Origin of the sequence: Salipiger mucosus DSM 16094, assembly GCF_000442255.1 — a bacterium.
GTDB lineage: Bacteria > Pseudomonadota > Alphaproteobacteria > Rhodobacterales > Rhodobacteraceae > Salipiger > Salipiger mucosus.
In genome coordinates this window covers 1025297-1051416 of sequence record NZ_KE557273.1, presented here as the reverse complement: position 1 = coordinate 1051416, position 26120 = coordinate 1025297, and the positions used below count along the sequence as shown (strand labels likewise).

Genomic DNA, 26120 nt, shown 5'->3' with positions numbered 1-26120 from the left:
CGTGGTGGTCGCCGCTGTCAGTGCGACATTCCGAGAATTTTCTGCATCAGCAAAAGGTCCATCCAGCGGCCGAACTTGTGCCCGACCTCGGGCAGGCGCGCGACCTCGCGGTAGCCCAGGGCGGCGTGGAAGGCGCGGCCCGCGGGATTCTCGCCCGAGACGCCCGCGAACATGGAATGCACGCCCTGCGCGCGGGCCTCGGCCTCGAGCGCCGCCATGAGCGCGCGGCCGATACCGCGGCCCCGCGCCTCGGGGGCGAGCTGGACCGAGTGCTCCATGGTGCGCGCGTAGCCCGGACCGCCGCGGAACTGGAAGTAGGTGGCGAAGCCCAGCAGCGCGCCGCCCTCCTCGGCCACCTGGAAGGCGGCGCCCCGCGCGGCGATGTCGGCGCGCAGGCCCTCGGGCGTCTTGGGCGCGGTGGTGAAGGTCACGGCGGTCCCTTCGATGAGCGGGTTCCAGATGGCGGCGATGGCCTCGGCGTCTGCCTCCCGCGCGGGGCGCAGGATCATTGCAGCACGCGCCGCCCGTGCGGCGTGGTGAGCTCGGCGCGCAGGCCGGGACGCGGCGCGGTTTCGAACGAGACGAGCGGCGCGTCGAGATGCGGGGCAAGCAGCGCCTCGAGCGCCTCTGCCTCGGGGTGGGCGACGATGAGCCGCTCGAGGCGCGGCCCGGCGGCGGGCAGCGCCGAGCCCGGCGGCACCGGGCTCTGCCATTCGATCAGCGCCGGAAAGAGCCCGTCGTAGGGCAGATGTCCGTCCTCGGGCACGGCCATGAGCCAGCGCAGGTTCCCCCGCGCGAGCTGGACGGGCGTTCCCGCCATCGGCAGCGCCTCGAGCGCCTTGGTCATGTCGGGAACGTGGCAGACCCACTTGTCGAGCCGCGCGGGACCGGAAAAGTCATCGAGCCCGAACCAGCGCGCGTGATCCGGCGGCGGTGCGGCCGGGTCGATGGCGATGGCCTCGATGTAGAGGCCCTCGCCCAGCCCGAGCAGCCGGTTGTGCGTGCCGTAGCGGGGATGCACCCCGCCGGGCAGCATCGGACAACCGAGCGCCGCCTCGGCATGGGCCGCGGCCTCTTCGAGCGTTTCGCCGAGCACGGCGACATGGTCCAGTTCCAGCGTCATTCACCCCGTCCGAATGTCTTCCGGACGACGTTAGTGCCTGGCCCGCGCGCTGCAAACGGAAAATGCCGCGGCGCACGGGTCTGTGGCCGCCCGGCTCAGGCGGGCTGCTTTCGGGCCTCGCGAATGAGCCGCAGGATGTCCTGCGCCGCCTCGGGGATGTTGGTGCCCGGCCCGAAGATCGCCTTGACGCCGGCCTTTTGCAGGAACTCGTAATCCTGGTGCGGGATCACCCCGCCGCAGATCACGATGATGTCCTCGGCGCCCTCGTCCTTGAGCGCCTGGATCAGCTGCGGCGCCAGCGTCTTGTGGCCGGCGGCCTGGCTCGAGATGCCCACGATGTGCACGTCGTTGTCGATGGCATCCTGCGCGGCCTCGGCCGGGGTCTGGAAGAGCGGGCCCACGTCGACGTCGAAGCCGATGTCGGCAAAGGCCGTCGCGATCACCTTGGCGCCGCGGTCGTGGCCGTCCTGGCCCATCTTGACCACCAGCATGCGCGGGCGGCGGCCCTCCTCCTCGGCGAAGTCCTCGACCGATTTCTGGATCGCGGCAAAGCCCTCGTCGCCCTCGTAGGCGGCGCCGTAGACGCCCGCGAGCGTCTTGACCTCGGCCCGGTGGCGGCCGAACACCTTTTCCATTGCCATGCTGATCTCTCCGACAGTGGCCCTCGCGCGGGCGGCTTCGACGGCAGCCTCGAGCAGGTTGCCGCCCTCGTTCGCCCGGCGTTCAAGTTCGCCCAGCGCGGCGTCGCAGGCGGCCTGGTCGCGATTGGCGCGGATGCGTTCCAGCGCCTTGACCTGCCCGTCGCGCACCTTGGCGTTGTCGATGTCGAGGATGTCGAGATCGTCCTCCTTCTCGAGGCGATACTTGTTGACGCCCACGATCACGTCGTCGCCGCGGTCGATGTCGGCCTGGCGACGCGCCGCGGTCTCCTCGATGCGCAGCTTGGGCATACCCGAGGCGACGGCCTTGGTCATGCCGCCCATCTCGTCGACCTCCTCGATCAGCGCCCAGGCCTTTTCGGCAAGGTCCGCCGTCAGCTTCTCGACGTAGTAGGAGCCGGCCATCGGGTCGACGACCTTGGTCACGCCGGTCTCTTCCTGGAGGATGAGCTGGGTGTTGCGGGCGATGCGCGCCGAGAACTCCGACGGCAGCGCCATCGCCTCGTCCAGCGCGTTGGTGTGCAGCGACTGGGTGCCGCCGAGGACCGCCGACATCGCCTCGTAGGCGGTGCGAACGACGTTGTTGTAGGGGTCCTGCTCGGCCAGCGACACGCCCGAGGTCTGGCAGTGGGTGCGCAGCATCTTGGAGCGCGGGTTCTGCGCGCCGAGCTCGGTCATGATGCGCGACCACAGCATGCGCGCCGCGCGCAGCTTGGCGATCTCCATGAAGAAGTTCTTGCCGATGGCGAAGAAGAAGGACAGCCGGCCGGCGAACTTGTCGATGTCCATGCCCGCGTCGACGGCCGTCTTCACGTATTCCTTGCCGTCGGCGAGGGTGAAGGCCAGCTCCTGCACGAGGTTCGCGCCCGCCTCCTGCATGTGGTAGCCGGAGATCGAGATCGAGTTGAAGCGCGGCATCTCGGTCGAGGTATACTCGATGATGTCCGAGATGATCCGCATCGAGGGCTCGGGCGGGTAGATGTAGGTGTTGCGGACCATGAACTCCTTGAGGATGTCGTTCTGGATGGTCCCCGAGAGCACCGACTTGTCGTGGCCCTGCTCCTCGCCCGTGACGATGAAGTTCGCCAGCACCGGGATCACCGCGCCGTTCATGGTCATCGAGACCGAGACCTGGTCGAGCGGGATGCCGTCGAAGAGGATCTTGGTGTCCTCGACGCTGTCGATGGCGACGCCGGCCTTGCCCACGTCCCCCACCACGCGGGGGTGGTCGCTGTCGTAGCCGCGGTGCGTCGCGAGGTCGAAGGCCACCGAGACGCCCTGCTGCCCCGCCGCCAGCGCCTTGCGGTAGAAGGCGTTCGATTCCTCGGCCGTGGAGAAGCCGGCGTATTGCCGGATGGTCCAGGGGCGGCCGGTGTACATCGTGGCGCGCACGCCGCGGGTGAAGGGCTCGAACCCCGGCATCTCGTCGAGATGCGGCAGCCCCTCGACATCCTCGGCGGTGTAGAGCGGCTGCACCTCGATGCCCTCGAGCGTCTGCCAGTTCAGGTCCTCCAGCGGGCGCCCGCGCAGGTCCTTTTCAGCGAGTTTGCGCCAATCGTCCTTCTTGGCTGTCATCGTCTCGTCCTCTCTCCTTGAGAACCGGCGGCCAGGTGAGCCTGTCCGTCAGCGGTTCCGGGTCTTCCTCCAGCCGTGCGAGACCGTTCGCCCCGGCGCGCAGCCAGAACAGGTCGTCGGCATATCGTTCCCTGAGTTGCGCCGCCTGCGCCGGGGTGAAGGGCATCCATCGCCCCTCGCCCGGCGGAAGCTGCGCGGGGTGTTCGCCCAGCTCGGTCAGCAGGGCGCGCAGCGCCGGCAGGTCCGGGCTGCGGTTGGCCCGGATGCCGCCCGGCGGCAGCATGGGCACCGCCTGCGCCTGCGTGGCGATGCGCAGCAGCGCATCGGGGCGCGGGGCGAAGCGTTCCGCCGGGACCACGATCAGCTCGGCCTCCGGCAGTGCCCTGGCCACCTCGGCCACGACCTGCCGCCAGCTGCGCTCGGGCGCGAGGATCTCGTCGATCAGGCGCGCCTCGGGCACCGGCACGCCGCGGCCCAGCAGGTGCGCCAGCGCCGAGGCCCACCAGTATTCCGGCGAGCGGATCGAGAGCACCGCGCGCCGCACGGGCCGGAGGCCCGCCGCCAGCCGTGCCCCCCGTGGCCCCGCCTCGGGATAGAGCCGGCGCCGCCGCAGGCAGGCGCGCATCGTGCCGATGACGTTCTCGTCGCTGATGACCAGCGCCTGCAGCCCGCGCCGTTCGCTGGTGGTCCGCGCCAGCCGCAAGCGGCCCGTGGCCCGCTGCGCGGCGCCCCGCCGCGCCGAGGGCACGATGAGGTCGTGCAGCAGGCCGTCGCGCGTGCGGCGCGGGCCCCAGAAGCCGATCCCCTGCCCCGCGAGACGCGCATCGGCGCCGCGCATGTAGCACTGGAAGGTGGTCGAGCCCGTGCGATGGGCCCCGAGATGCAGGATCACGTCCATGCCGGGCAGCTCCGCTGTGGATGACATCCGCCATCATCGCCGAGCCTCCATCACGATCCGGTTAACCGCGACCTTTTCCCGCGCCGAGGCAAGGAAACCCTGTCCAGAGCCCTCCGCCACCCCTATATCTGGGTGCATGATACGCTGGCTCGCCCTTGGACTCCTTGGATTTTTCGCAATCGCGGCGCTTCCGCTCCGCGCGCAGGACACCACCGCCACCGACGAGGCCATCCGCCCGGCGGGCGAAGCCACGCTGGAGGATTTCCTCTGGATCGCGCGGCCGCTGGTGGTCTTCGCCGACAACCCGGCCGACCCGCGATACGTCCAGCAGATGCAGCTCATCACCGAGCGGCTGGACGCGCTGGTGGACCGCGACGTGGTGGTGCTAACCGACACCGATCCCTCGGCGCGGTCACCGATCCGGCGCGAGCTGCGCCCGCGCGGATTCATGTTCGTGCTGCTGGCCAAGGACGGCACGGTGATCATCCGCAAGCCCGCCCCGTGGGACGTGCGCGAGATCTCGCGCTCGATCGACAAGCAGCCGCTGCGCCAGCAGGAGGTGCGCGACCGCCGAGACACCCTGCGCCAGCCCGAGCCCGAGCAGCCCACGCAGTGACGGGCGGCGCCGCGCGCCGCCCCTGCCTGTATGAGCCGCCACAGGGTCATCGGATCACTCGAACTCCATGATGACATCGTCCACGGCGAGGCTGTCGCCCGGACCCGCGTTGAGCTTCTTGACGGTGCCCTGGCGCTCGGCGCGCAGGATGTTCTCCATCTTCATCGCCTCGACGGTGCAGAGCGCCTGGCCCTCCTGCACCTCGTCGCCCTCGGCCACGTTGATCTTCACCACGAGGCCCGGCATCGGGCAGAGCAGCATCTTGGAGGTGTCCGGCGGCATTTTCTCGGGCATGTGCAGCGCGAGTTCGGCGTGGCGCGGGCTGCGCACGTGGACCTTGAGGTCCGCCCCGCGCGAGCGGATGCGGAAGCCGCCCGATATCTTGCCGACCTTGAGCACCAGCGGACGGCCGTTCACCTCCATCCGCGCGAGCGTGTCGCCCGGCGTCCAGCTGCCGTTGACGCGCACAGTGTCGCCGTCGGCGAAGGTCACGGTCGAGCCCTCGCGGTCGGCGTCGATGCTGACGTCGAAGCTCTGGTCCTGCAGGTAGACGTTCCAGGCCTCGCCGACCTTGCGCTCGTGGTTGTCGAGCGTGCCGGAGATGCGCGCGCGCCGGATCTCGGCCACGCGGTTCATCGCGGCACAGGCGGCGGCGATGTCGCGCAGCGTGTCCTCGCCCAGTTCGACGCCGCTGAAGCCCTCGGGGTATTCCTCGGCGATGAAGGCGGTGGTGATCTCGCCCGAGATGAAGCGCGGGTGATCCATCACGGCGGCGAGGAACGGCAGGTTGTGGCCGATGCCCTCGACCTCGAAGCTGTCGAGCGCGTTGCGCATGGTCTCGAGCGCCTCGCCGCGGGTGTGGCCCCAGGTGCAGAGCTTGGCGATCATCGGGTCGTAGTACATCGAGATCTCGCCGCCCTCGTAGACGCCGGTGTCGTTGCGCACGATGCCATCGCCCAGCTTGCCCTCTTCCGGCGGGCGGTAGCGGGTCAGCCGGCCGATGGAGGGCAGGAAGTTGCGGTAGGGATCCTCGGCATAGAGGCGGTTCTCGATGGCCCAGCCGTTGATGCCCACGTCGTCCTGCGTGATCGTCAGCGCCTCGCCGTTGGCGACGCGGATCATCTGTTCCACGAGGTCGATGCCGGTGATGAGCTCGGTCACCGGATGCTCCACCTGCAGGCGGGTGTTCATCTCGAGGAAGTAGAAGTTCTTGTCGCCGTCGACGATGAATTCGACGGTGCCGGCGCTGGTGTAGTCCACAGCCTTGGCCAGCGCGACCGCCTGCTCGCCCATGGCCTTGCGTGTCTCGGGGTCGAGGAAGGGGCTCGGCGCCTCTTCGACGACCTTCTGGTTCCGGCGCTGGATCGAGCATTCGCGCTCGTTCAGGTAGATGCCGTTGCCGTGCGCGTCGCAGAGGACCTGGATCTCGATGTGGCGCGGCTGGGTGACGAACTTCTCGATGAAGATGCGGTCGTCGCCGAAGCTGTTGGCCGCCTCGTTCTTGGACGACTGGAAGCCCTCGCGCGCCTCCTCGTCGTTCCAGGCGATGCGCATGCCCTTGCCGCCGCCGCCGGCCGATGCCTTGAGCATGACCGGGTAGCCGATCTCCTGGCTGATCTTCACCGCCTCCTCGGCGTCCTCGATCAGGCCCATGTAGCCCGGCACGGTGTTCACGCCCGCCTCTTTGGCCAGCTTCTTCGAGGTGATCTTGTCGCCCATCGCCTCGATCGCGCCCTTGGGCGGTCCGATGAAGGCGACGCCGGCGGCCTCGAGCGCATCGGCGAATTTCGGGTTCTCCGACAGGAAGCCGTAGCCAGGGTGCACGGCCTGGGCGCCGCTGTCCTTGATCGCCTGCATGATCTTGTCGATCACGATGTAGGACTGGTTCGCGGGCGGCGGGCCGATGTGCACCGCCTCGTCGGCCATCTCGACGTGCAGCGCGTGCTTGTCGGCCTCGGAATGGACGGCCACCGTCCTGATACCCATCTTCTTCGCCGTCTTGATCACCCGGCAGGCAATCTCGCCCCGGTTGGCGATCAGGATCTTGTCGAACATCTGTGTCCCTTTCCGTTATCGATTGGCCCGCAGCGCCAGGGCGCCGGGCGAACGCAAAAAGGCCACCGGGGCGAAAGCGCCCCGATGGCCTGTCAGCAGTCGTCGCGCCGCGGCGGGCGCGGCGATCAGATCATCAGTTGCAGAACTGCGGCGTGACGTCGTCGCAGACGGTGCCTGCGGTCGCGCCGACGGCCGCGCCGACGGTGCCGTCACCGCCGCTCGCGCGGTCGACGAGGTAGCCTGCACCGGCGCCGAGACCGGCGCGCGGCAGGTCCGAGCTTTCGCAGGCCGCGACTGCGGCGAGACCGAGGACGGCGGCGAGACGGATTGCATGCTTGCCCATGAAGGATACTCCCTGTGTTCCGTGGGTGATGTCGCTGGGACAACACCCCCAAAACGCGGCAGGTTCCATGACCCGTCGCCAAATTCGCGGGAACCGGCAATGCCTTGCCGGTGCCGGGCGGCGATCCGCCGAACCGCGTCGCGGCGCGGAGAAAAGACGGACGGCCCGCGCGTGCAAGCGCCGAACCGCCCGTCAGGGGAAGGGGAAGGGTTTTCTCCGCGCGCCGACGCAGGGACGACGCCGACGCGCAACGTCTCCACGCTGGCGCGGGTGCCGGCCGATGGAAAGCGCGAAAGGCAATTCCCGCCTGGATCGGCAGGCTTTCGCCGCAACTCGCCCAAAGGTTGTGCAATCAGGCCCATTCCGCGTTCCCGTTGAAGGCATCGGGGAAGGAGGCGCGCGCCGCATCTTCGTCGATGACGAGCATCGCGTCATAGCTTTCGGGGTCGAAAGGGTCGTCCCAGGCCAGGACCTCGCGCCCGAAGAGCCAGCTCAGACGCCCGGCGTCGAGGTTGCCGCGCTCGAAGGGCTCGGTGCCGAAGTGCTCCCAGAGCGCGGCCATGAACATCAGGTCCGCGCGACGGTCCACGGGCTTGCGGTCGCGGTAGCGCTCGCGCCGCACGATGGGGGTCACGCCGCGCGGATTCGCCCGGCGGATGGTGAATTGGTAGTCGGACCCGGGCATCCGCCCGGGGAAGCCGCGATGCTTCATCATGGCCGGTCCTCCTGCCCGCGCCCCGGGGCGGCGCGGGCCGAGTCCGGCCTCAGCCGCGCGTCAGCCGCCCTCGTAGGTGTTGCGGGTCTGGTTCGTGTTCTGGTTGGTGTTGCGGGTCCGGTTCTGCATGCCGCCCGCGTCGGCCGTGCCGGGCTCCACCCCGTCCATGCCGTTGCCCGAAGGCGGCATGGCGGTGTCGAGCGGCACGCAGACATCGCCCTGGAGGACATAGGCCCCGGGGCAGTGGAGCGCGCCGTACTTGTCGGCGACGGGCTCCGGCCCGATGACGACGGGCTCGGGCTGCGCGCAGCCCGCGAGGGCGCCAAGCGCCACGGCGCCCGCCAGGAGAATACGGTTGAACATCTGGATGGCTCCCTGGAAATCGCGAGGTTCTCAAAGCCGGCGCGCGTTGCGGCGCCGAACGAACGATGATGCGAAGTTCCGGGGATAATGCGTTGACGCGGGTCAATTTCCGCCGTCGCCGCCGGTCCCGGCCGGCCGGGGCGCCGGCGGGGGATCGGGACGGACCCGAAGGCCCGTCCCGAAAGTCGATTACTTGTACTTACCGGTGAATTCCGGCTCGGTGCTGATCGGCTCGGGATCGACCACAACGAATTCCTCTTCCTGCTGACCGGCGCAAGCGGACACGCCTGCGACCAGACCCAGCATGGCAAGAAGTTTGATGCTCTTGGACATCTCTTTCTCCTGTCAGGTTCAACGAAACCGACAGAACCTGTCGGCCCTGCCTGTCCCCGTTCTGAGGTAACGATTGCTTGGGTGCAACCGTTTGTCAGCATATCGGAGTTGCAGAGCGAATGGTATCGCATCGCATGCGATCCGTCGCCCTGTGACGCGAAAGCCTCATTGCGCATCACATCTGCGCGATTCCCCGCAAGATATTGTGCGCGCATCAGAAAACCTCCCAGATGCAGCGACCATCCTCGAGGCTGTAGCTCTCGAAGACCTGCCGCACGCCCGGCGTGGATTCGCCGAAGGGCACCGGCTCGGCCATCAGCGAAATCACCACGCGGAAAGCCGCCGGTTCGGCATTCCGGATCGCCGGAACGGCGATGTCCTCGCACAGCGCGGTCATGTCTCCGGCGAGGCTGTCGAGGTCCGAGTCCTCGCCTGCGGCGAGTCCGGGCGCGACGAAACGGAATCGGTAGACGGCTCCGCGTCCGGGGTCATCCCAGAAGGTTTCCTGCAGTGTCACCTCCATGCCCGAGGGCGCCTTGAAGGCGGCAAGTCCGCCTTCGTCGGCCCCGTCCTCCTCGGCGCCGTGGGCCGCCGGTGGGAAGGCGCAGGCCAGCAGGCCCAGGGCAGAGGCGACGCGATTCATGACGCGCACCGCAGCCAGCGGGCGCGGGTCGCGCCGTTCTCGAGCACCGCCCGGATGCGGGTCTCGGCGGTGGCCTTATCAAAGCGCGCGGGCGCCTCCCCGCCCGCGCGCAGCCGCACCCCCTCCTCCTGGGGTGCGACCTCTATGCAAGGTGCAAAGCCGCGCAGATCGCGCAGCGCGCGCCAGACATCCTGGCGGACCTGCCGGGCGAGGCGCTCCGGGCGGGCGACGGCCGGCAGCCGCGCCTCGACCGCGAGGTCGAAGCGCGCGGGCCAGCGGCGGGCGTGCACCAGCGTGTCGCCCTGCCAGACCGTATGCCAGCCGTTGCGGCGCATCCGTCCTCCCCCGGCCCTGCCGATCACAGCGGGATGTTGTCGTGCTTCTTCCACGGATTGCTGAGCTTCTTGTTGCGCAGCATCGCGAAGGCCCGGCTGACCCGGCGCCGGGTCGAGCGCGGCTGGATCACCTCGTCGATGAAGCCCCGCTCGGCCGCCACGAAGGGATTGGCGAAACGGTCCTCGTAGTCGGCGGTGTGCTTGGCGATCTTCTCGGGGTCGCCGAGGTCGGCGCGGTGGATGATCTCGGTCGCGCCCTTGGCGCCCATGACCGCGATCTCGGCCGTGGGCCAGGCGTAGTTCACGTCGCCGCGCAGGTGCTTGGAGCTCATCACGTCATAGGCGCCGCCATAGGCCTTGCGGGTGATGACCGTGACCTTGGGCACCGTCGCCTCGCCGTAGGCGAAGAGCAGCTTGGCGCCGTGCTTGATGACGCCGCCGTATTCCTGGCCGGTGCCCGGCAGGAAGCCCGGCACGTCGACGAAGGTCAGGATCGGGATCTCGAAGCAGTCGCAGAAGCGCACGAACCGCGCGGCCTTCTTGGAGCTGTCGATGTCGAGGCAGCCCGCGAGCACCATCGGCTGGTTGGCCACGACGCCGACGGTCTGGCCCTCGAGCCGGATGAAGCCGGTGACGATGTTCTTGGCGTGCTCTTCCTGGATCTCGTAGAAATCGCCCTCGTCCGCGACCTTCAGGATCAGCTCCTTCATGTCGTAGGGCTGGTTCGCGTTCTCGGGGATGATCGTGTCGAGGCTGGTCTCGACGCGGTCGACGTTGTCGAAGAACGGCCGCACCGGCGGCTTCTCGCGGTTGTTGAGCGGCAGGAAGTCGACCAGGCGCCGCACCTCCGCCAGCGCCTCGACGTCGTTCTCGAAGGCGGCGTCTGCGACCGAGGACTTGCGGGTGTGGGTCACGGCGCCGCCCAGTTCCTCGGCGGTGACGACCTCGTTGGTCACCGTCTTCACCACGTCGGGGCCGGTGACGAACATGTAGGAGCTGTCCTTCACCATGAAGATGAAGTCGGTCATGGCGGGGCTGTAGACCGCGCCGCCGGCGCAGGGGCCCATGATGACCGAGATCTGCGGGATCACGCCCGAGGCCTCGATGTTGCGCTGGAAGATCTCGGCGTAGCCGGCGAGCGAATCGACGCCCTCCTGGATGCGCGCGCCGCCCGAGTCGTTGAGGCCGATCACCGGGGCGCCGTTCTGCACCGCCATGTCCATGATCTTGACGATCTTCTGCGCGTGGGTCGCGCTGACCGACCCGCCGAGCACGGTGAAGTCCTGGCTGAAGACATAGACCATGCGGCCGTTGATCGTGCCCCAGCCGGTCACCACGCCGTCGCCGTAGGGACGGTTCTTCTCCATCCCGAAATCGGTGCAGCGGTGGGCGACGAACATGTCGTATTCCTCGAAGGTGCCCTCGTCGAGAAGCAGCTCGATCCGCTCGCGGGCGGTCAGCTTGCCCTTGGCGTGCTGGGTGTCGATCCGCTTCTGGCCGCCGCCAAGACGGGCACCCGACCGGCGCGTCTCGAGTTCGTGCAGGATGTCTTTCATGTCCGTCCCTCTCGTTTGCCGGGACCATACAGGGGACACCCGGTCGCTCAAGTCAAATTCGGCAAATTTGCAAAGGGTGAAAACCACCCCAAAAGGAAATCGCAAATCTGCAAATCTCGCATGGTCGCGCCCCGACGGAACTCCGCCCGGATCGCTTCTCCAATGGACAGAACATCCGCTTGACGGTAGCCAGTCAACATGCAGTCGCCTCCCCGGGTCCGCTTCCTGGACCGATCCACCCCGCCGCATATTGTCACACTGATCCTGCTTGCGGGCCTGTCGGCGCTGGCGATGAACGTCTTCCTGCCCTCGCTGCCGAAGATGAGCGAATATTTCGACACGGAATATCGGCTCATGCAGCTTTCTGTGGCGATCTATCTCGGCGTGAACGCCGTGCTGCAGCTGGTGATCGGCCCCATCTCGGACCAGATCGGGCGGCGGCCGGTGATTCTGGGCGCCGTGGTGCTGTTCATGCTTGCCACGCTGGGCTGTCTCTTTGCGACCAACGTCACGGTCTTCCTGATCTTCCGCATGTGCCAGGCGGTGATCGTCGCGGCCATGGCGCTGAGCCGCGCGGTGGTGCGCGACATGTACCCGCAGGACCAGGCCGCCTCGATGATCGGCTTCGTCACGATGGGCGTCTCGCTGGTGCCGATGCTGGGCCCGCCGCTGGGCGGCCTGCTGGACGAGCTGCTGGGCTGGAAATCCAGCTTCTGGCTGCTCTTCCTTCTGGGCGGGGGCGTGCTCTGGCTGACATGGCGGGACCTGGGCGAGACCTCGATCTCGAGCGGCATGACGCTGCGCCAGCAGTTCCGCGAATACCCCGAGCTCATCCGCAGCCCGCGTTTCTGGGGCTACGCGCTGGCCTGCGCCTTCTCCTCGGGCGCCTTCTTCGCCTACCTCGGCGGGGCCCCCTTCGTGGGATCCGAGGTCTACGGCCTCACATCCTTCTGGCTGGGCCTGCTCTTCGGCGCGCCGGCGGTCGGCTACCTGGTCGGCAACTTCATGTCCGGGACCTTCTCGGCGCGGATCGGGATCAACAAGATGATCCTCTGGGGGTGCCTGATCAACACCGGCGGGCTGGCGGCGGCGCTGCTGACTTTCGCCGCGGGCTACCAGTCGGAATACACCTTCTTCGGCTTCATGATCTTCGTGGGCCTCGGCAACGGGATGACCATCCCCAACGCCACCGCGGGCTCGCTGTCGGTGCGGCCGCACCTCGCGGGGACCGCCGCGGGGCTGGGCGGCGCGATCATGATCGGCGGTGGCGCGGGCCTTTCGGCGCTGGCGGGCGCGCTGCTGCAGCCGGGCACCGGGGCCTGGCCGCTGCTCTGGCTCATGGTGACCACCGGCCTCGCCTCGATCGTCGCGATCTGCGTGGTGATCTACCGCGAGCGGCAACTGCGGGGGCTGGACCTCGCCGGGTGACTTTGCAAATGTCTTCGTGGACGGAGGCTAAGGTGCAAAGATGGCGACACGGAAACTCTACGCGGGGGCCAAGCTGCGCGACCTGCGCGGGCGGCTGGGGCTGACGCAGAAGGACTTCGCGTCCAAGCTGGGCGTCTCGCTGCCCTATCTGAACCAGATGGAGAACAACAACCGCCCCGTCAGCACGACCGTGGTGCTGGCGCTGGCGCAGGAATTCGGCTTCGACGTGACCGAGCTGGACCAGGGCGACGCCGAGCGGCTGGTCTCGGACATGCGCGAGGCGCTTGCCGACCCCGTCTTCGCCGAGACCCCGCCGCTGGCGGACCTGCGGCTCACGGCCTCGAACGCCCCCGCCCTCGCCCGCGCCTTTCTCGAGGTGCACAAGGCCTATCGCCAGACCCACGAGCGCCTCGCGCGGCTGGACGAGGCGCTGGGACGCGAGGGGGCGCAGCTTCAGCCCAGCCCCTGGGAGGAGGTGCGCGACTTCTTCCACTACTGCGACAACTACATCGACGCGGTGGACCGCGCGGCCGAGCGCTATGCCAGGCTGGAGCCCGACGAGCGCGACATCCGCGCCGCCGCCATCGCGCGGCTGCGGCAGGCGGGCGTGAGCGTCGAGATCGTGCACACCACCGCGCTGCGGGTCTTCGACGAGGCGCGGCAGGTGGTGACGCTCTCGGCGCTGGTGCCGCCCGAGACGCAGACCTTCCAGCTGCTGGTGCAGGTGGCGCTGCTGCGGCAGGACCAGCTGCTCGAGGCGACGCTGGACCTCGCGCGGTTCCATACCGACGCGGCGCGCGGCATCGCGAAGATGGGGCTGGCCAACTACTTTGCCGGCGCGGCGATGATGCCCTACGGCGCCTTCCTCGAGGCCGCGCGGGAGACGCGGCACGACCTCGAGCTGCTGGCCGCGCGCTTCGGCGCCTCGATCGAGCAGGTGGCGCACCGGCTCTCGACGCTGCAGCGTCCCGGCGCAAAGGGCATCCCCTTCTTCTTCGCCCGCGTCGACCAGGCCGGCACGATCACCAAGCGCCACTCGGCCACGCGGCTGCAGTTCGCCCGTTTCGGCGGAGCCTGCCCGCTCTGGAACGTGCACCGCGCCTTCGAGACGCCGGGCCATTTCCTGCGCCAGCTGGCCGAGACGCCGGACGGCGTGCGCTACATCCTGCTGGCGCGCGACGTGACCAAGCGCGGCGGGCATTTCAACGCGCCGGTGCGCCGCTTTGCCATGGCGCTGGGGTGCGAGGTGAAGCACGCGGGCGCGCTGGTCTATGCCGACGGGCTGGACCTGGGGCGCGACGGCGACTTCGAGCCCATCGGCATCTCGTGCCGCATCTGCGAGCGCACCGACTGCCACCAGCGCTCGGTGCCGCCGCTGGAAAAGCGCCTCGCGATCCGGCCCGACCGGCGCGACGTGCTGCCCTACGCGCTGGAGTGAGCGCGGGCGCGGCCATTGTCGCCCGTCAATGACTCCCGCGCGGCGCGCGTGCAGACTGTTCCCGGGACCGGTTCAGGATCAGGGGAGGAGTTCTCATGCACCGTCTTTTCGCATCCATCGCAACCGCGGGCGCGGTGACCACGCTCGCCGTCGGCGCGGCGCAGGCCGCCGACATGACGCTCGGCGAGTTCGAGTACCAGAACAGCTGCGTGGCCTGCCACGGCGAGGGTGGCAAGGGCGACGGCCCGATCGCGGGCTTCATGAGCGAGCAAACCGTCGCGGACCTGACCGTTCTGCAGAAGAACAACGGCGGCGTGTTCCCCGTGCAGCGGGTCTACGAAACGATAGACGGCACGATGGGCATGGCGGCGCACGGGGCGCGCGACATGCCGGTCTGGGGCCAGCGCTATCGCGCGCGGGCGGCGGCGACGCAGGACTACGCCTTCGGTCCCGAGGAGACCGAGGAATACGTTCACACCCGCATCCTCGCCCTCATCGAGTATCTCTCGACCGTCCAGGTCGAGTGATCGGCCGGAGGCCGCGCCCGTTGGTGCCTGGCGCGGTCTCCGGTGCGTGTCACACCGCGATGGGCTTGAGCACCTCGGGTTCGATGACCTCGACGCCCGGCAGGCCCGCGGCCAGTACCTCTGCCGACTGCTCGAGCGCCGGGAAGGTGCGGTAGTGGCAGGGGATCACCGTCTTGAAATCGAAATACTTCTTCGACGCCCAGGCGGCCTGCTCCATGTCCATCGTGTAGTAGCCGCCGGCGCTGAGGATTCCGATGTCGGGTTTGTAGAACTCGCCGATCCAGGCCATGTCGGCCATCATCGCCGTGTCGCCCGAGATGTAGATCGTCTTGCCCTCGGCCTTGATGATGAAGCCGGTCTCCATGCCCGCGTACATCGAGGTGCCGTCCACGTTGATCGAGGAGGAGTGCGAGGCCGGGACCATGCTCACCGCGACATCGCCGAAGGTGATGGTGCCGCCCTTGTTGAAGGCGTGCCCCTGCTCGGCGCCCTGCCCGGCCAACACGCCCACCAGCTCGACGATGCCCGAGACCGGCGCGCCGGTCTTCTTCGAGACCTCGACGATGTCGGTGCTGTGGTCGAAATGGCCGTGAGTGATGAGGATCTGCGTCGCGCCGTCGATGGCCGCGCCGTACTGCGCCTCGTCGAGCATGGGATTGTCGTTGAGCCAGGGGTCGATCAGCAGCACCTGATCCGCGGTCTCGATGCGGAACGACCCGTGGCCGAGCCAGATGATCTTCATGGGGGAATCCTCCGGTTGCCTGTTGCGCCTCGACGGTAGCGCAACACCGCGCGGGGTAAAGAGGCTCTGCCGCCGCCCGCCTGCGGCAAAACCCGCCGCGAGGGGGCACGCCGGGGCCGTCGCCTCAGGCCACAGGCCAGCGTGCCGCGAGGTCGGCCATGATCGCGCGGTCGGTGGCATCGAGCGGCCCTTCGGCCCCGGGGCGGAAGCGCGCGCGGAAGGCCTCGAGCACCGGGCCGCGGTTCGCGGGGTCGTAGACGTAGCCGAAGCGGCGCGCATCGGCGTCGAAATCGCCCGGCGCGGCCTGCCCCGGCCGGATCGAGAGCCCGCGCCGCGCCAGCCGCGCCCAGTCGAAGCGCGGGCCGGGGTCGATCTTGCGCCCCGGCGCCATGTCGGAGTGACCGATGACGCGCTCGGGCGGGATCGACCAGCGCGCCATGATGCCCTGCATCAGGCGCTCCAGCGCGGCCATCTGAGGCTCGGGAAAGGGCTCGGCCCCGGTGTTGGCGATCTCGATCCCGACGGAGCGCGAGTTGACGTCATCGACCGAGCCCCAGGCGCCCGCCCCCGCGTGCCAGGCGCGCATTTCCTCGTCGACGAGGTGCCAGCAGGTGCCGTCGCGCGCCAGCACGTAGTGCGAGGAGACGCCCGAGTCGGGGTTGCACAGCCAGTCGCGCGCGCCCTCGGCACTCCCCATCGCGGTGTAATGCAACACGAGGAGGTCCGGCCGCGCGCCCTGCCGGCGCGCGCCGAAGTTGGGACTGGGATGCCGCAGCGGTTTCAGCCGCCACGCACCGCGCGGAAGGGCGCCGGGTCCCAGTCGCAGGCAAAGCCGTCGCCGTCCGGGTCCATCCCGCGGCGGTCGCGTTCCGGGCCGCCCTGCGCGAGGAACTCCTCCTGCGCGAGGTCGGACGAGGGGAACTCGGCGCAGGCGCGCAGCTGGCGGTTCTCGGCGTTGAAACCCGAACGGTCGTAGAGCGGCTGGCCCACGGCGTTGTTCGTCTGAAGCGCGAACTGCACGATGTTCGGCCGGTCGGTGCCCGGACGGTTCGGGACCGCGCGGGGCGAGACCACCTGGTACTGCGCGCGGTTCTGCTCGATCAGCGCCGCGTCGGCCTCGATGTCGCGCTCGGCGGAGACCGCCTCGAAGTCGTTCTCCGAGGAGATGCCGACGGAGTTGGTCACCGCCTGGGGCGGCTGGCCCGCGGCCGGTGCAGGCGACGACATCTCCGCGTTGCCGTCGGCGTCCAGCGTGGCGCTTTCGACCTCGGTCGGCGACTGGACCGTGACCGCGCCCGACTGCTCGTCGACCACGCGCTGCGCGGTGGCCTCCTTGCGGTCGTTGTAGGTGTCGTAGTCCTCGAAGCCCACGCCGCTGCCGCTGTCCGGCACCGCCGGCGCACAGGAGGCCAGCGCGAGAGCGGCCACGCCGCAGAGAAGAAGTCTGTTCATGCCCGTCACCCCTTTTGCGCCGGTCCTACCACCACCGGGACGGCTTTTCCACGAAGCCCGCCGCGCGCTCGAGCGCGTAGGCGGTGTTCAGCAGATCGGCCTCTTCCCAGGGCCGGCCGATGAGCTGCAGCCCCAGCGGCAGCCCCTGCTTGTCGATGCCGGCCGGAACCGAAACGCCCGGAAGCCCCGCGAGGTTCACCGTGACGGTGAACACATCGTTGAGATACATCTGCACCGGGTCGGCCTCGGCCATCTCGCCAAGGCCGAAGGCGGCCGAGGGCGTGGTGGGCGTGAGGATCGCGTCGACGCCCTGGGCGAAGGCCTCCTCGAAGTCGCGCTTGATGAGCGTGCGGACCTTGCGGGCCTTGTTGTAGTAGGCGTCGTAGAAGCCGGCCGAAAGCACGTAGGTGCCGACCATGACGCGGCGCTGCACCTCGTGGCCGAAGCCCTCGGCGCGGGTCTTCTCGTACATGTCGTTGATGCCGTCGCCCTGCGCGAGCTGCGCGCGGTGGCCGTAGCGCACCCCGTCGTAGCGCGCGAGGTTCGACGAGGCCTCGGCCGGCGCGATCACGTAGTAGGCGGGCAGCGCGTACTTGGTGTGCGGCAGAGAGATGTCGACCACCTTGGCGCCCGCGTCCTCGAGCATCCTGCGGCCCTCGGTCCAGAGCGCCTCGATCTCCTCGGGCATGCCCTCCATGCGATACTCGCGCGGGATGCCGATGGTCTTGCCCTTGATGTCGCCGGTGAGCGCGGCCTCGAAGTCGGGCACGGGCAGGTCGGCGGAAGTGCTGTCCTTGGGATCGTGCCCGCACATGGCCTGCAGCACGATGGCGGCGTCGCGCACGTCCTTGGCCATCGGCCCCGCCTGGTCGAGCGAGGAAGCGAAGGCGACGATGCCCCAGCGCGAGCAGCGCCCGTAGGTGGGCTTGATGCCGGTGATGCCGGTGAAGGCCGCGGGCTGGCGGATCGAGCCGCCGGTGTCGGTGCCCGTCGCCGCGAGGCAGAGGTCCGCCGCCACGGCCGAGGCCGAACCGCCCGAGGAGCCGCCGGGCGTGAGCTGAGCCTCGTCGTTGCCGCGCCGCCAGGGGTTCACCGCGTTGCCGTAGGTACTGGTCTCGTTCGACGAGCCCATGGCGAACTCGTCCATGTTGAGCTTGCCCAGCATCACCGCGCCGGCGTCGAAGAGCTGGCCGGTGACGGTGGATTCGTATTCCGGCCGGAAGCCCTCGAGGATGCGGCTGGCGGCCTGCGAGGCGACGCCCTTCGTGCAGAAGAGGTCCTTGATCCCCATCGGGATGCCGCACATGGCCGGCGCCTCGCCCGCCTTGATGCGCGCGTCGGCGGCCCTGGCCTGCTCGGTCGCGATCTCGGGCGTCTTGTGCACGAAGGCGCCGAGGGCATCGGCGCCCTCGATGGCACTCAGGCAGGCCTCGGTCAGCTCGAGGCTGGTCACGTCGCCGGCGCGCAGCGCATCGCGCGCCTCGGCGACCTTCATCTTGGTCAGTTCGCTCATTCCACCACCTTCGGCACGGCGAAAAAGCCCTCGCGGGCATCAGGGGCGTTGGACAGGATCCGGTCGGGCATGCCGCCCTCGGTCACCTCGTCGCTGCGCCGCTTGAGCTGCATCGGCGTGACCGAGACCATCGGCTCGACGCCCTCGACGTCGACCTCGCCCAGCTGCTCGATGAAGTCGAGGATCTTGGAGAACTCCTGCGCCAGCGCGGGCAGGTCGTCCTCTTCCACCCGGATGCGGGCGAGCTTCGCCACGCGGGCGGCGGTTTCGGTGTCGATCGACATGGGTCCTCTCGCGGCTTCGAGAAATCGGACCCCGTTTAGCGCCGCGACCCGGCCGCCGCAAGGTGCGCCGCGGCACGCGTTCGCACCGCGGCATCCTCATCCGCTTTCGCCGCCCTGCCCGGCCGCCTATACTGTGCGGAAACCGAGCAGCAGCCGAGCCAATGGGCCAGACCACCGTGCAGGACGCCCCCGTCAACGTGATGATCGTCGGCCAGGCCGGGCGGCTGCAGTACGAGGCGGTGCTCTTCGCGCTGTCGCTGTCGGTCTGCACCCCCGGGGGCCGCTTCCGCCTGCACGTGGCCGAGCCGCAGCCCGGGCCGCTCTGGCCCGAGGACCCGCGCATGGACGATGCGGAGGCGCGCGAATTGCTCGAGGGGCTGGGGGCGCGCATCCTGCCCTTCGAGTCGCGGCACTTCGGCGCGGCCTATCCCTATGGCAACAAGATCGAGGCGCTGGCGGCGCTGCCCGAGGGCGAGCCCTTCGTCTTCTTCGACACCGACACGCTGGTCACCGGCGACCTCGCCCGCGTGCCCTTCGATTTCGCGCGGCCCACGGCCTCGCTGCGGCGCGAGGGGACATGGCCGAAGATCGAGCTTTACGGTCCGGGCTACACCGCGACCTGGCGGGCGCTCTACGACCGCTTCGGGCTGGATTTCGAAAGCTCGCTCGACCGCGCCTGGCCGGAGGAATACTGGCAGCGGTATCTCTACTTCAACGCAGGTTTTTTCTTTCACGCCTGCCCGCGGCGCTTCGGGCAGCGGTTCCTCGACTACGCGCTGTCGATCCGCGACGCCCCGCCGCCCGAGCTGGTGTGCCAGAGCCTCGATCCCTGGCTCGACCAAGTGGCGCTGCCGCTGGTGATCCATTCCTTCGGCGGCGGGCGCGAGATGCTGCCGCCGGGGCTGATCGACGGCGAGGTGACCTGCCACTACCGCACGCTGCCGCTGCTCTATGCCCGCGAGCGCGCGGCGGTGGTGGAGCTGCTCGAGGAGATCGCGGCGCCGAACCGGGTCAAGCGGGTGCTCAAGCGGCACGAGCCGATCAAGCGGATGGTCTACCAGGGGCGCGGGCGCAAGGCCCGGGCGCTGTTCGACCGCGACGACCTGCCGCGCCGCGAGCAGGGCTTCCGCAACCGGCTGAAGCGCGAGGGGTTCTGGATGCGCTGAGGCGGCGCGCACCGGGTCCGGCGCGGTGCGCGGCCTTGGGCGGGTTTGCGTATTTGGAACAAGAAGAAGGGACGGGGCCGAGGCCGCCGGGTCAGGCGCCCTTTCGGCTGTCGTGCTTGAGGCGGGTGACGAAGGCGGTCGAGATGTGGTCGCGCAGGGCGGCGTTGGCGGCCTCCTCGTCGCGGCGCGAGATGGCGTCGACGATGGCGGCATGCTCGGCCAGCGCGACCTCGCCCCGGCCCTCGGCGGCAAGCGATGTGGTGGCCATGAGCGCCATGGAGCGGTGCACGAGGTCGAGCTGCTGCACGAGGTAGCGGTTGTGCGAGGCGAGATGGATCATCTTGTGGAACCGCCGGTTGGCGCGCGAGAGCGCCGGCGGATCGCCGAGCAGCGCGCGGTCCTCCTCGACCATGTCGCGCAGCACGCGGATCTCCTCCTCGGTGGCGTGGCGCGCGGCGAGCCGGGCGGCGAGGCCCTCGAGCTCGGTGCGCACGACATAGAGTTCGGCCATCTGGTTGTGATCGAGCGAGGCCACGATCAGCGAGCGCCCGTCGCGGGCCAGCAGGCTTTGCGTCTCGAGCCGCTGCAGCGCCTCGCGGATGGGCGTGCGCGACACGCCGAAGCGCTCGGCCAGCTCGCTTTCCACCAGCCGGTCGCCGGGCCGGTAGGTGCCCTGGTCGATGGCCTCGAGGATCAGCATGTAGGCGTCCTTGCTGGGCGCGCGCATCTGGCTCATGTCGGGGCTCCTCCTTCGTTCGCGGCAGGTTAGCGCCCCCGGCCGCCGGCAACAACGTCCCCATTGCCGCGCCCCCGCGCCGGGCGTAGGCTTGGCCGCATGGTGAAACATCGCTTCTCTCACGTCCGGCACTGGGTGTTCGATCTCGACAACACCCTCTACCCGCCCGCGGTCCGGCTCTTCGACCAGATCGAGCGGAAGATGGTGGCCTTCGTGATGCGCAGCCTGGGCGTGGACCGGGCCGAGGCCGACCGGCTGCGCAAGGAATACTGGCACGCCCACGGCACCACGCTGGCGGGGCTCATGGCGCGGCACGAGATCGATCCCGACGCCTACCTCGAGGAGGTGCACGACATCTCCTTCGACGCGCTGGAGCCGGACCCGCATCTCGCCGAGCTGATCGGCCAGCTGCCGGGGCGGCGCATCGTCTACACCAACGGCTCGGCGCCCTATGCGGCGCGGGTGCTGAAGGCGCGCGGGCTGGATGCGGCCTTCGACGCGATCTACGGCGTGGAGCACGCCGGCTTCCGCCCCAAGCCCGAGCGCGCGGCCTTCGCGGCCATCTTCGAGCGCGACGGCACCGACCCCGCGCGCGCCGCGATGTTCGAGGACGATCCGCGCAACCTCGCCGCGCCGCACGAGATGGGCATGCGCACGGTGCACGTCGCGCCCGAGCGCGGTGCCGGCGAGCACATCCAGCACCACACCGACGACCTCGGCGCCTTCCTGGGCGAGGTGCACGGGCGGGATCCCGCGCGGGACTAGGGTCAGGACAGAATGTCGCTTTGATCCGCCCGGCCCGCCGGCCCATCTGAGGCGGACCAAGACTGTGGAGACGCCATGACTGCCATCGACACGCCCCGCCCCCGCGGCCTGCTCTACCGCCTGCCGATCATCGGCCGCTTCGCGCGCGAGCTGACCGAGGATTTCCACGGCAACATCTGGTATTTCCTCGTCATCCTGCTGACACTGCTGGTCGTCGCGCTGCAGACCTGGGGCCTGCCCGCGCTGACGCTCGCCGCTGTCGGCGCGACGCCGGTGATGTTCGTCATCATCGTGATGATCACCGTCGGCAAGTAGGCCGCATGGCCCTTTGCGCGCGGCCGCACTAGGTTGCCCCGTAAAGGAGACGGGCATGGACCACGACATACTGATTTCCGGCGGCGGCATCGCCGGGCTGACGGCAGCGGCCGCCTTCGGCGCGGCGGGCTTCTCGGCGCTCTGCGTCGACCCCGCCCCGCCGGTGACCGAGCGCGACGCGGCGGGCGCCGACCTGCGCACCACGGCCTTCCTGCAGCCCGCGCAGACCTTCCTCGAGGAGGCGGGTCTCTGGGAGCGCCTGGCCTCGCATGCCATGCCGCTGCAGGTCATGCGCATCGTCGATGCCGGCGGCGAGGTGCCCGAGCCGCGCGTCCAGCGCGACTTCGACGCCGCCGACATCTCGGAGCGGCCCTTTGGCTGGAACCTGCCCAACTGGCTGCTGCGGCGCGAGATCACCGCGCATCTCGAGGGGTTGCACAACGTCGACTTCCGCCCCGGCACGGCGACCACCTCGCTCTTCACGCGCGAGGCCTACGCCCGCGTGGGCCTGTCGGACGGCGGCCGCGCGCAGGTGCGCATGGTCGTGGCCGCCGATGGACGCAACTCGCCCATGCGCGAGGCCGCCGGGATCGGCGTCTCGACGCGGCGCTTCGGACAGAAGGCGCTGGCCTTCGCGGTCACCCACCCGATCCCGCACGACAACGTCTCGACCGAGATCCACCGCACCGGCGGGCCCTTCACGCTGGTGCCCCTGCCCGACCACGAGGGGCGGCCTTCCTCGGCGGTGGTCTGGATGGAGGAAGGCCCCAAGGCCGAGGCGCTCATGGCGCTCGACACGCCCGCGTTCGAGGCGGAGATGTCGGAGCGGTCCTGCCACCTCTTCGGGCCGCTGACGCTGGCCTCGCGGCGCACCATCTGGCCGATCATCGCGCAGAACGCCGAGCGCCTGAGCGGCGAGCGGCTGGCGCTGGTGGCCGAGGCGGCGCACGTGGTCCCGCCCATCGGCGCGCAGGGGCTGAACATGTCGCTTGCGGACATCCGGGTGCTGCGCGACCTCGCGGTGGCGCACCCCGATCGGCTGGGCGCGCGCGACATGCTCGACGCCTATCACCAGAAGCGTTTTCCCGACATCCGGGCCCGCGTCGCGGGGATCGCCGCGCTCGATCGGATCTCGATGCTCTCGGCGCCGATGCTGCGCGATGCCCGCGCCGCGGGGCTGAGCGCGCTCTACGGGCTGGCGCCCGTGCGGCGGACGCTCATGCAGCTGGGGCTGGGCACGCGCGGCTGACGCGCGTGCCCGAACGGCTCACAGCACCGCATCGAGCGCGCGTTCCAGCCGCGCGACGGTGCCGTCCACGTCCTTGAGCTTGTCGAGCCCGAAGAGGCCCAGCCGGAAGGTCGAGAAACCCTCGGGCTCGTCGCACTGCAGGGGTACGCCGGCCGCGATCTGCGTGCCCTGCGCGGCAAAGGCGCGTCCCGACTGCACCTCGGGATCGCCCGTGTAGCTCACCACCACGCCCGGCGCGCCATAGCCCTCGGCCGCGACCGAGCACTGCCCGCGCGCCGCCAGCGCCGCGCGCACCCGCTCGCCCAGCGCCCACTGCATCTCCTTGGCGCGGCCCAGCCCGAAGGCGCGCGTCTCCTGCAGCGCGTCGCGAAACTGGCGCAGCCCGTCGGTCGGCATCGTGGCGTGATAGGCATGGCCGCCCATCTCGTAGGCCGCCATGATCTGGCGCCACTTCTTGAGGTCCATGGCGAAGCTGTCGCTCTGCGTGCTCTCCAGTCGCTCCAGCGCCAGCGGCGAGAGCATCACCACGCCCGCGCAGGGCGTCGAGGACCAGCCCTTCTGCGGGGCCGAGATCAGCACGTCCACGCCGGTCGCGGCCATGTCGACCCAGACGCAGCCCGAGGCGATGCAGTCCAGCACCATGAGCGCGCCCACCTCGTGCGCGGCATCGGCCAGCGCGCGGATGTAGTCGTCGGGCAGGATCACGCCGGCCGAGGTCTCGACATGCGGGGCGAAGACGACCTGCGGCTGCAGTTCGCGGATGCGCGCCACCACGTCCTCGACCGGCGCGGGCGCGAAGGGCGCCTCGCCCGCGTTGCCGGCGGGCCGGGCCTTGAGCACGTCGACCTCCTCGACAAATCCGCCGGCCTCGAAGATCTGGCTCCAGCGGAACGAGAACCAGCCGTTGCGCACAACCACCGCGCGGGCGCCGCGGCCGAACTGGCGGGCGACGGCCTCCATCGCGAAGGTGCCGCCGCCGGGCACCAGCGCCAGCGCCTCGGCATGGTAGACCTCGCGCAGCCCGCCCGAGAGGTCGCGCATGACCTCCTGGAAGGCCGCCGACATGTGGTTCAGCGACCGGTCGGTGAAAACGACGGAAAACTCGTCCAACCCGTCGGGGTCGACATCGTCACGCAGGGCCATGGCTCTCTCCTTTGTCGGCTCGCGCAATGGCTACAGCCTCGCGCCGCGCTTGGCAAAGCCCTCTCTTCGTCGCAGGCGCGCCTGCCCTACCCCAGCGGACCGGGCCGGCGCTCCTCGCTCAGCATGACGTTGGCCTCCACGTTGCCCACCCCCGGCAGCGTCATGATCCGCCGCCGCAGCACGCGCTCGAAATCCGACAGGTCGCGCGCCACCACCCGCAGGCGGTAGTCGAAGGGGCCGAGCACGTGCTCGACGATCTGCACCTCGGGGATGGCGCTCACGGCACGCTCGAAATCCTCGAGGCTCACCCGGCCCTTGGTCGCCAGCTTGATCCCGAGAAAGACCGTGACGCCGAATCCCAGCTTCTCGAGGTCGAGGTCCAGCCGCGCCCCGCGAAAGACGCCCGCCTCGCGCAGGCGCTGGATGCGCCGCCAGCAGGCCGGCTGCGAAAGACCCAGCCGCCGGCCCAGCGCGCCCGCGCTCGCCGTCGAATCCTCCGCCAGCGCCCGGACGATCGCCCGGTCGGTCTCGTCCAGCGCGATCATAGCGGCACCGTCTCGTCGGACTTCACCATGGCCACATGCATCAGCGCCTCGATGTCGGAGATATGCGGCAGCACCAGCAGCTTCTCGCGGTAGACCTGCTGGTAATGCGCCATGTCGCGCGCGATCACCGCGAGCCGCAGGTCCACCGACCCCAGGAAGGTCTGGACCTCCGTCACCTCCGGCACCGCCCGCGCCCCGGCGATGAACTCGTCGAAGGCCCGCGGCGCGGTCTTGTCGAGCTGCACCCGCAGGCTCACCTCGACCTCGTAGCCGAGGCTCGGCCAGTGCACCTGCCCGCGCACCCCGCGCAGCACGCCCTTGGCGCGCATCGCCGCCAGCCGACGTGCCAGTGTCGAGGGCGTCACCCCCGCCCGCTCGGCCAGCACGGCGCTCGCCGCCTCGGGCGCGGCCTGGAACTGTCGAAGTATGCGCCGGTCCGTATCGTCGAGCATGAATTCTCCGCCAAACGCAAATATCGCGAATGAATCTTCTTCTTGTTCCCAAATACGCAATCACAACGCAACCACTATCGCGCGGCGGCGGCTAGTGTGCCCGGCAACAACCAAGGAAGGAGAGCGACATGCGCGTCTATTACGATCGCGACTGCGACATCAACATGATCAAGGACAAGAAGGTGGCCATCCTTGGCTACGGCTCGCAGGGTCACGCCCACGCGCTGAACCTGCGCGATTCGGGCGCCAAGAACGTGGCCGTCGCCCTGCGCGAGGGCTCGCCCTCGGCCAGGAAGGCCGAGGCCGAGGGTCTGCAGGTCATGGGCATCGCCGAGGCGGCCGCATGGTGCGACCTGATCATGTTCACCATGCCCGACGAGCTGCAGGCGGACACCTACAAGAAGTACGTGCACGACAACCTCAAGGAAGGCGCGGCCATCGCCTTCGCCCACGGCCTGAACGTGCACTTCGGCCTGATCGAGCCCAAGCCCGGCGTCGACGTCATCATGATGGCGCCCAAGGGCCCCGGCCACACCGTGCGCGGCGAATACGTCAAGGGCGGCGGCGTGCCCTGCCTCGTGGCGGTCTCGCAGGACGCGACCGGCAAGGCGCTTGAACTGGGCCTCAGCTACTGCGCGGCCATCGGCGGCGGCCGCTCGGGCATCATCGAGACCGACTTCCAGGAAGAGTGCGAAACCGACCTCTTCGGCGAGCAGGTCGTGCTCTGCGGCGGCCTCGTCGAGCTGATCCGCATGGGCTTCGAGACCCTCGTGGAAGCCGGCTACGCGCCCGAGATGGCCTACTTCGAGTGCCTGCACGAGGTGAAGCTGATCGTGGACCTGATCTACGAGGGCGGCATCGCGAACATGAACTACTCGATCTCGAACACCGCCGAGTACGGCGAGTACGTGTCCGGCCCGCGCATCCTGCCCTACGAGGAGACCAAGAAGCGCATGAAGGCCGTGCTCGAGGACATCCAGCAGGGCCGCTTCGTGCGTGACTTCATGCAAGAGAACGCCGTCGGCCAGCCCTCCTTCAAGGCGATCCGCCGCCGCAACGACTCGCACCAGATCGAGGAAGTGGGCGAGAAGCTGCGCGGCATGATGCCCTGGATCTCGGCCGGCAAGATGGTCGACAAGGAAAAGAACTGA

General features: G+C 69.4%; 30 protein-coding genes. 9 read left to right on the top strand and 21 right to left on the bottom strand.

The window, feature by feature from the left end:
- Positions 1-17: 17 nt before the first annotated feature.
- From SALMUC_RS05270 to SALMUC_RS05255, 4 genes are all read right to left on the bottom strand, one after another.
- Entirely contained in the window at positions 18-509 is a 492-nt protein-coding gene (locus SALMUC_RS05270; RefSeq protein ID WP_020040915.1) for a GNAT family N-acetyltransferase, read from the bottom strand.
- Entirely contained in the window at positions 506-1123 is a 618-nt protein-coding gene (locus tag SALMUC_RS05265) for a VOC family protein (protein WP_020040914.1), read from the bottom strand. Before SALMUC_RS05265 ends, SALMUC_RS05270 begins: the two co-directional genes overlap by 4 nt.
- Positions 1124-1218: 95 nt before the next feature.
- On the bottom strand, positions 1219-3357 hold the full coding sequence (gene scpA / locus SALMUC_RS05260; protein WP_020040913.1) for a methylmalonyl-CoA mutase: 2139 nt from the start codon (positions 3355-3357) through the stop codon (positions 1219-1221).
- Complete coding sequence (locus tag SALMUC_RS05255; protein WP_245584662.1) at positions 3320-4282, bottom strand: hypothetical protein; 963 nt, start codon at positions 4280-4282, stop codon at positions 3320-3322. The genes scpA and SALMUC_RS05255 overlap by 38 nt, the downstream gene beginning before the upstream one ends.
- Before the next feature lie 109 nt (positions 4283-4391).
- On the opposite strand from SALMUC_RS05255, the gene SALMUC_RS05250 reads away from it, so the two are divergent.
- Positions 4392-4871, top strand: coding sequence for a DUF4174 domain-containing protein (locus tag SALMUC_RS05250; RefSeq protein WP_020040911.1), 480 nt, complete (start codon positions 4392-4394; stop codon positions 4869-4871).
- A gap of 54 nt (positions 4872-4925) precedes the next feature.
- Here the strand turns inward: SALMUC_RS05250 and SALMUC_RS05245 are convergent, their stop codons facing one another.
- From SALMUC_RS05245 to SALMUC_RS05215, 8 genes are all read right to left on the bottom strand, one after another.
- Positions 4926-6926 carry an acetyl-CoA carboxylase biotin carboxylase subunit gene (locus tag SALMUC_RS05245; protein WP_020040910.1) on the bottom strand — a complete coding sequence of 667 codons (2001 nt, stop codon included), beginning with the start codon at positions 6924-6926 and terminating at the stop codon, positions 4926-4928.
- Positions 6927-7059: 133 nt separating this feature from the next.
- The gene (locus tag SALMUC_RS05240; RefSeq protein ID WP_020040909.1) at positions 7060-7269 is read right to left on the bottom strand and encodes a hypothetical protein; all 210 of its coding nucleotides are present in this window, start codon (positions 7267-7269) and stop codon (positions 7060-7062) included.
- A gap of 352 nt (positions 7270-7621) precedes the next feature.
- A complete protein-coding gene (locus SALMUC_RS05235; protein WP_020040908.1) occupies positions 7622-7984 on the bottom strand; it encodes a hypothetical protein in 363 nt (120 codons plus the stop codon).
- Between the two features lie 60 nt (positions 7985-8044).
- Entirely contained in the window at positions 8045-8347 is a 303-nt protein-coding gene (locus SALMUC_RS05230) for a hypothetical protein (protein ID WP_020040907.1), read from the bottom strand.
- 189 nt (positions 8348-8536) lie between these two features.
- Positions 8537-8680, bottom strand: coding sequence for a hypothetical protein (locus SALMUC_RS30290; RefSeq protein ID WP_020040906.1), 144 nt, complete (start codon positions 8678-8680; stop codon positions 8537-8539).
- Between the two features lie 214 nt (positions 8681-8894).
- Complete coding sequence (locus SALMUC_RS05225; RefSeq protein ID WP_020040905.1) at positions 8895-9323, bottom strand: DUF6497 family protein; 429 nt, start codon at positions 9321-9323, stop codon at positions 8895-8897.
- The gene (locus SALMUC_RS05220) at positions 9320-9658 is read right to left on the bottom strand and encodes a hypothetical protein (protein ID WP_020040904.1); all 339 of its coding nucleotides are present in this window, start codon (positions 9656-9658) and stop codon (positions 9320-9322) included. The genes SALMUC_RS05225 and SALMUC_RS05220 overlap by 4 nt, the downstream gene beginning before the upstream one ends.
- Positions 9659-9681: 23 nt before the next feature.
- Positions 9682-11214 (bottom strand): acyl-CoA carboxylase subunit beta, encoded by a 1533-nt coding sequence (locus SALMUC_RS05215; protein ID WP_020040903.1) that lies wholly within the window; start codon positions 11212-11214, stop codon positions 9682-9684.
- A gap of 198 nt (positions 11215-11412) precedes the next feature.
- On the opposite strand from SALMUC_RS05215, the gene SALMUC_RS05210 reads away from it, so the two are divergent.
- The 3 genes from SALMUC_RS05210 to SALMUC_RS05200 all read left to right on the top strand — a co-directional run bounded on the left by SALMUC_RS05210 (position 11413) and on the right by SALMUC_RS05200 (position 14607).
- A complete protein-coding gene (locus SALMUC_RS05210; RefSeq protein ID WP_020040902.1) occupies positions 11413-12642 on the top strand; it encodes a multidrug effflux MFS transporter in 1230 nt (409 codons plus the stop codon).
- Positions 12643-12682: 40 nt separating this feature from the next.
- Positions 12683-14080: a helix-turn-helix domain-containing protein gene (locus SALMUC_RS05205; protein ID WP_020040901.1), complete on the top strand. Its 1398-nt coding sequence runs from the start codon at positions 12683-12685 to the stop codon at positions 14078-14080.
- 95 nt (positions 14081-14175) lie between these two features.
- Positions 14176-14607, top strand: coding sequence for a c-type cytochrome (locus SALMUC_RS05200; protein ID WP_020040900.1), 432 nt, complete (start codon positions 14176-14178; stop codon positions 14605-14607).
- A 49-nt stretch (positions 14608-14656) separates the two neighbouring features.
- On the opposite strand, the gene SALMUC_RS05195 is transcribed toward SALMUC_RS05200, so the two are convergent.
- The 5 genes from SALMUC_RS05195 to gatC all read right to left on the bottom strand — a co-directional run bounded on the left by SALMUC_RS05195 (position 14657) and on the right by gatC (position 18598).
- Positions 14657-15349, bottom strand: a complete 693-nt coding sequence (locus SALMUC_RS05195) for a metal-dependent hydrolase (RefSeq protein WP_020040899.1) — start codon at positions 15347-15349, stop codon at positions 14657-14659.
- Positions 15350-15473: 124 nt separating this feature from the next.
- Entirely contained in the window at positions 15474-16169 is a 696-nt protein-coding gene (locus tag SALMUC_RS05190) for an N-acetylmuramoyl-L-alanine amidase (RefSeq protein ID WP_084513896.1), read from the bottom strand.
- A complete protein-coding gene (locus SALMUC_RS05185) occupies positions 16130-16801 on the bottom strand; it encodes a hypothetical protein (RefSeq protein WP_020040897.1) in 672 nt (223 codons plus the stop codon). The genes SALMUC_RS05190 and SALMUC_RS05185 overlap by 40 nt, the downstream gene beginning before the upstream one ends.
- A gap of 25 nt (positions 16802-16826) precedes the next feature.
- Positions 16827-18314, bottom strand: coding sequence for an Asp-tRNA(Asn)/Glu-tRNA(Gln) amidotransferase subunit GatA (gatA, locus tag SALMUC_RS05180; protein WP_020040896.1), 1488 nt, complete (start codon positions 18312-18314; stop codon positions 16827-16829).
- The gene (gene gatC / locus SALMUC_RS05175) at positions 18311-18598 is read right to left on the bottom strand and encodes an Asp-tRNA(Asn)/Glu-tRNA(Gln) amidotransferase subunit GatC (protein WP_020040895.1); all 288 of its coding nucleotides are present in this window, start codon (positions 18596-18598) and stop codon (positions 18311-18313) included. The genes gatA and gatC overlap by 4 nt, the downstream gene beginning before the upstream one ends.
- A 161-nt stretch (positions 18599-18759) precedes the next feature.
- Here gatC and SALMUC_RS05170 point away from each other — a divergent pair, with 161 nt between their 5' ends.
- A complete protein-coding gene (locus tag SALMUC_RS05170) occupies positions 18760-19764 on the top strand; it encodes a hypothetical protein (protein ID WP_020040894.1) in 1005 nt (334 codons plus the stop codon).
- Between the two features lie 91 nt (positions 19765-19855).
- On the opposite strand, the gene SALMUC_RS05165 is transcribed toward SALMUC_RS05170, so the two are convergent.
- Positions 19856-20500 carry a GntR family transcriptional regulator gene (locus SALMUC_RS05165; RefSeq protein WP_020040893.1) on the bottom strand — a complete coding sequence of 215 codons (645 nt, stop codon included), beginning with the start codon at positions 20498-20500 and terminating at the stop codon, positions 19856-19858.
- A gap of 99 nt (positions 20501-20599) precedes the next feature.
- On the opposite strand from SALMUC_RS05165, the gene SALMUC_RS05160 reads away from it, so the two are divergent.
- The 3 genes from SALMUC_RS05160 (at position 20600) to SALMUC_RS05150 (ending at position 22829) form a co-directional block, all read left to right on the top strand.
- Positions 20600-21265, top strand: a complete 666-nt coding sequence (locus tag SALMUC_RS05160) for a pyrimidine 5'-nucleotidase (RefSeq protein WP_020040892.1) — start codon at positions 20600-20602, stop codon at positions 21263-21265.
- A 75-nt stretch (positions 21266-21340) separates the two neighbouring features.
- Positions 21341-21580, top strand: a complete 240-nt coding sequence (locus SALMUC_RS05155) for a hypothetical protein (RefSeq protein ID WP_020040891.1) — start codon at positions 21341-21343, stop codon at positions 21578-21580.
- Positions 21581-21635: 55 nt separating this feature from the next.
- On the top strand, positions 21636-22829 hold the full coding sequence (locus SALMUC_RS05150; protein ID WP_020040890.1) for a UbiH/UbiF family hydroxylase: 1194 nt from the start codon (positions 21636-21638) through the stop codon (positions 22827-22829).
- An 18-nt stretch (positions 22830-22847) separates the two neighbouring features.
- On the opposite strand, the gene SALMUC_RS05145 is transcribed toward SALMUC_RS05150, so the two are convergent.
- From SALMUC_RS05145 to SALMUC_RS05135, 3 genes are all read right to left on the bottom strand, one after another.
- Positions 22848-23972 (bottom strand): aminotransferase class V-fold PLP-dependent enzyme, encoded by a 1125-nt coding sequence (locus tag SALMUC_RS05145; RefSeq protein ID WP_020040889.1) that lies wholly within the window; start codon positions 23970-23972, stop codon positions 22848-22850.
- A gap of 86 nt (positions 23973-24058) precedes the next feature.
- A complete protein-coding gene (locus SALMUC_RS05140) occupies positions 24059-24517 on the bottom strand; it encodes an Lrp/AsnC family transcriptional regulator (RefSeq protein WP_020040888.1) in 459 nt (152 codons plus the stop codon).
- Positions 24514-24969 carry an Lrp/AsnC family transcriptional regulator gene (locus tag SALMUC_RS05135; protein WP_020040887.1) on the bottom strand — a complete coding sequence of 152 codons (456 nt, stop codon included), beginning with the start codon at positions 24967-24969 and terminating at the stop codon, positions 24514-24516. Before SALMUC_RS05135 ends, SALMUC_RS05140 begins: the two co-directional genes overlap by 4 nt.
- A gap of 128 nt (positions 24970-25097) precedes the next feature.
- On the opposite strand from SALMUC_RS05135, the gene ilvC reads away from it, so the two are divergent.
- Positions 25098-26120 (top strand): ketol-acid reductoisomerase, encoded by a 1023-nt coding sequence (ilvC, locus tag SALMUC_RS05130; RefSeq protein WP_020040886.1) that lies wholly within the window; start codon positions 25098-25100, stop codon positions 26118-26120.

Coding starts and splice junctions, on each gene's coding strand:
- SALMUC_RS05255 (WP_245584662.1), bottom strand. CDS start 4,282: ATGTCATCCACAGCGGAGCTGCCCGGCATGGACGTGATCCTGCATCTC.
- SALMUC_RS05230 (WP_020040907.1), bottom strand. CDS start 8,347: ATGTTCAACCGTATTCTCCTGGCGGGCGCCGTGGCGCTTGGCGCCCTC.
- SALMUC_RS05205 (WP_020040901.1), top strand. CDS start 12,683: ATGGCGACACGGAAACTCTACGCGGGGGCCAAGCTGCGCGACCTGCGC.
- SALMUC_RS05235 (WP_020040908.1), bottom strand. CDS start 7,984: ATGATGAAGCATCGCGGCTTCCCCGGGCGGATGCCCGGGTCCGACTAC.
- SALMUC_RS05220 (WP_020040904.1), bottom strand. CDS start 9,658: ATGCGCCGCAACGGCTGGCATACGGTCTGGCAGGGCGACACGCTGGTG.
- SALMUC_RS05225 (WP_020040905.1), bottom strand. CDS start 9,323: ATGAATCGCGTCGCCTCTGCCCTGGGCCTGCTGGCCTGCGCCTTCCCA.
- gatA (WP_020040896.1), bottom strand. CDS start 18,314: ATGAGCGAACTGACCAAGATGAAGGTCGCCGAGGCGCGCGATGCGCTG.
- SALMUC_RS05140 (WP_020040888.1), bottom strand. CDS start 24,517: ATGATCGCGCTGGACGAGACCGACCGGGCGATCGTCCGGGCGCTGGCG.
- SALMUC_RS05200 (WP_020040900.1), top strand. CDS start 14,176: ATGCACCGTCTTTTCGCATCCATCGCAACCGCGGGCGCGGTGACCACG.
- SALMUC_RS05185 (WP_020040897.1), bottom strand. CDS start 16,801: ATGAACAGACTTCTTCTCTGCGGCGTGGCCGCTCTCGCGCTGGCCTCC.
- scpA (WP_020040913.1), bottom strand. CDS start 3,357: ATGACAGCCAAGAAGGACGATTGGCGCAAACTCGCTGAAAAGGACCTG.
- SALMUC_RS05170 (WP_020040894.1), top strand. CDS start 18,760: ATGGGCCAGACCACCGTGCAGGACGCCCCCGTCAACGTGATGATCGTC.
- SALMUC_RS05265 (WP_020040914.1), bottom strand. CDS start 1,123: ATGACGCTGGAACTGGACCATGTCGCCGTGCTCGGCGAAACGCTCGAA.
- gatC (WP_020040895.1), bottom strand. CDS start 18,598: ATGTCGATCGACACCGAAACCGCCGCCCGCGTGGCGAAGCTCGCCCGC.
- SALMUC_RS05270 (WP_020040915.1), bottom strand. CDS start 509: ATGATCCTGCGCCCCGCGCGGGAGGCAGACGCCGAGGCCATCGCCGCC.
- SALMUC_RS05160 (WP_020040892.1), top strand. CDS start 20,600: ATGGTGAAACATCGCTTCTCTCACGTCCGGCACTGGGTGTTCGATCTC.
- SALMUC_RS05195 (WP_020040899.1), bottom strand. CDS start 15,349: ATGAAGATCATCTGGCTCGGCCACGGGTCGTTCCGCATCGAGACCGCG.
- SALMUC_RS05155 (WP_020040891.1), top strand. CDS start 21,341: ATGACTGCCATCGACACGCCCCGCCCCCGCGGCCTGCTCTACCGCCTG.
- SALMUC_RS05165 (WP_020040893.1), bottom strand. CDS start 20,500: ATGAGCCAGATGCGCGCGCCCAGCAAGGACGCCTACATGCTGATCCTC.
- SALMUC_RS05245 (WP_020040910.1), bottom strand. CDS start 6,926: ATGTTCGACAAGATCCTGATCGCCAACCGGGGCGAGATTGCCTGCCGG.
- SALMUC_RS05250 (WP_020040911.1), top strand. CDS start 4,392: ATGATACGCTGGCTCGCCCTTGGACTCCTTGGATTTTTCGCAATCGCG.
- SALMUC_RS05145 (WP_020040889.1), bottom strand. CDS start 23,972: ATGGCCCTGCGTGACGATGTCGACCCCGACGGGTTGGACGAGTTTTCC.
- SALMUC_RS05135 (WP_020040887.1), bottom strand. CDS start 24,969: ATGCTCGACGATACGGACCGGCGCATACTTCGACAGTTCCAGGCCGCG.
- SALMUC_RS05215 (WP_020040903.1), bottom strand. CDS start 11,214: ATGAAAGACATCCTGCACGAACTCGAGACGCGCCGGTCGGGTGCCCGT.
- SALMUC_RS30290 (WP_020040906.1), bottom strand. CDS start 8,680: ATGTCCAAGAGCATCAAACTTCTTGCCATGCTGGGTCTGGTCGCAGGC.
- ilvC (WP_020040886.1), top strand. CDS start 25,098: ATGCGCGTCTATTACGATCGCGACTGCGACATCAACATGATCAAGGAC.
- SALMUC_RS05150 (WP_020040890.1), top strand. CDS start 21,636: ATGGACCACGACATACTGATTTCCGGCGGCGGCATCGCCGGGCTGACG.
- SALMUC_RS05240 (WP_020040909.1), bottom strand. CDS start 7,269: ATGGGCAAGCATGCAATCCGTCTCGCCGCCGTCCTCGGTCTCGCCGCA.
- SALMUC_RS05210 (WP_020040902.1), top strand. CDS start 11,413: ATGCAGTCGCCTCCCCGGGTCCGCTTCCTGGACCGATCCACCCCGCCG.